We start from the raw sequence: 530 nt of genomic DNA, 5'->3' as shown, positions 1-530 counted from the left end.
CGTTCTACGTCATCACGCTTAGTACCACGTAGAAGTGCACCAACGTTCTCACCAGCACGACCTTCGTCTAGAAGCTTACGGAACATTTCAACACCAGTACATGTAGTTACTGTTGTTTCTTTGATACCAACGATTTCTACTTCGTCACCTACACGTAGGATACCGCGCTCGATACGGCCAGTTACTACTGTACCACGACCTTGGATTGAGAATACGTCTTCGATTGGCATTAGGAACGGCATGTCTACTGCACGCTCTGGCTCTGGGATGTAAGAATCTAGCGCTTCTGCTAGTTCTACAATCTTAGCTTCCCACTGCTCTTCGCCGTTTAGTGCGCCTAGTGCAGAACCTTGGATAACTGGTAGGTCATCACCTGGGAAGTCGTACTCAGATAGAAGTTCACGAACTTCCATTTCTACTAGCTCTAGAAGCTCTTCATCATCAACCATGTCACATTTGTTCATGAATACGATGATGTAAGGAATACCAACCTGACGGCCTAGTAGGATGTGCTCACGAGTTTGTGGCAT

At 46.6% G+C, this 530-nt stretch carries 1 protein-coding gene; it reads right to left on the bottom strand.

Translation table 11 applies throughout. The annotated features are described in order from the left end of the window. On the bottom strand, window positions 1-530 hold a 530-nt coding region (locus GVO60_RS22205; RefSeq protein ID WP_263971956.1), incomplete at both ends, for an EF-Tu/IF-2/RF-3 family GTPase.

This window comes from Vibrio atypicus, from assembly GCF_009811315.1.
In the GTDB taxonomy this organism is placed as follows: domain Bacteria; phylum Pseudomonadota; class Gammaproteobacteria; order Enterobacterales; family Vibrionaceae; genus Vibrio; species Vibrio atypicus.
The sequence above is the reverse complement of the archived record's forward strand: the minus strand, read 5'-3'. Positions and strand labels throughout refer to the sequence as shown.